This window comes from Anaerosporobacter faecicola, from assembly GCF_012070565.1.
In the GTDB taxonomy this organism is placed as follows: domain Bacteria; phylum Bacillota; class Clostridia; order Lachnospirales; family Lachnospiraceae; genus Anaerosporobacter; species Anaerosporobacter faecicola.
This window is the reverse complement of sequence record NZ_JAAQRO010000053.1, coordinates 1-1,875: the sequence shown is the minus strand read 5'-3', so window position 1 is coordinate 1,875 and position 1,875 is coordinate 1. Positions and strand designations below refer to the sequence as shown.

Here is a 1,875-nt window from a genome sequence, read left to right as displayed (position 1 = left end):
GATAGTGTCAAATGATTTATGAAAAAAATGAGCAAAGAAAAAAGGCTCAGATGAACCTTGAAAATTGCAGATATTATAGGTTGTGGTAGCTTGCCGCCACCCTTGACAGCACGAAAAAGAACTGCTGAAGGTTAATCACCGACGGCGAAGAACTCAAGAACAGTTAGTTTTTTTCCGTCGATTTCAGCAGTGTAGCAGTTCTTTTTCGTGCCATCAAGGGCATAGCCGCTTGCGCGGTGGCTGGTGTACTTACCTCTGGCTCTGAATCTAAGAACAGTTAGCGGCTTCGCCGTTTTGCAAGTTTAAGATTGTTTGTTGTCCGAGGAAGATTAAAAGTTGCCATTTACCTGGCATATTTCCAGCTCCTTTTAATAGTTCTACATCATTTAGGACTTTATAGCCGGCATGTTTGTGAGGACGAAGGAAGTTATAGTAAGCAACCCACAGAGCCAAATCATAGTTAGCACCGTCGATGCTGTCAAAACCGTTTGTAGGTCTGTAAGAAGCCTTGTAGGTGCGGTTCAGTCGTTCAATCATCTGTTTGTATGGTCTGAACTGTTTTGATACTTCATCGTCATTGGTAAGTCCAATTACCTGTGTGATATCGAACTTAAATTTATCACCAAATTCATGGAAGAACTGTTGGGCAGCCAGTGGATAGGCACTGTAACCATCAGCAATGAATTTAAAGTTTTTCGGAAGCTCCTTGAGATTCCGGAATGCCATTCTCATGGCAAGAATGCAGGAACCGACGCCACGATTGTCAGAGACCTGATATCCAATAATAGAGCGACTAGCCGCATCCATGATAAACCAGATGTAAGCTTTAATGCCACGGATTTTGATATAGGTTTCATCGGCAGTAAATACTGCTTTCGTGCCATAATCATAGTTATCAACGAAAGGTTTGATGCACATAGCTGCTGATTTACAGTAGTTAGCAATACTTTGATGAGAGATATCAATGCCATAAAGATCCTTAAGTGCCTGTTTGGTTTTTCTGAGTGAAAGACCTAAATTGACATGAAGGGTGAGACATAGAGACATCGTGTTGGAATCAAATTTAGTGAATTTGAGAGAAGACGCATTTTTAGGCAGTGAATTTAAGTCCATCTTAAAGAAATCTATCGTGAATTCGCGGTAGATATAGTGGAGTTTATATTTGTTTTTACCGTAATCCTCATCAAGATGCTTTTTATCAACCTTCTTGAGATTATGAAGATAATAAGGGCACTTTGGATTTACACATTTATGGATGATGAAGTGTTTACGGTCTTTCTTATGAACGAGGTTGTGATTGCAATGCGGGCACTTCAAAACAGTAGTTTTGGAAAAGCGATTATCCTTGGTGGGAGAAAAGAGTGTCTGGCAAACTTTGCACAGAACCTGGCTTTTCTTTTTGCCATCGTTCCACATCAGATAATCCACAGGAGCATCACATGCAGGGCAGGTACAGTGTTCTGGAATATCGCATTCTACACGGCGAAAGACAGGCTTGATAGTTTTGTGGTAACGCTGCTCGTAGTAAGAAATAAGGTCTTTCCAATCCCAATCCTGTTTATAAGAGATGATTTTTGGAAGCTGATCTATTTTGAATTTCTGATACTTTGGAGAGTGGGAATCATCAAAAGCCAACTGCTTGAGAGGAATATATCTGCAAATAAAGTTAATAAGCCAACAAATTTGTTTATGTTGGTATTGAATGAATTGAAGTAAATAAAGTATAATGTCCATGAGCAATGAAATCCTTTCGTATTTTGTTTGTTGTGGTGACTACATTATACTTCAAAAAGGGAGGTCATTGCTCTTTTTATTGCAAACTCCCATAAAATCGAGGTTTATACAATAAAAAAGGTAGTAAAATTTGACACTACC

1 protein-coding gene is annotated in these 1,875 nt (G+C 39.2%); it reads right to left on the bottom strand.

The features are described 5' to 3' along the window. Window positions 1-267 precede the first annotated feature (267 nt). The gene (locus tag HBB17_RS20300) at window positions 268-1,734 is read right to left on the bottom strand and encodes a DDE-type integrase/transposase/recombinase (protein WP_167959353.1); all 1,467 of its coding nucleotides are present in this window, start codon (window positions 1,732-1,734) and stop codon (window positions 268-270) included. Window positions 1,735-1,875 lie beyond the last annotated feature (141 nt).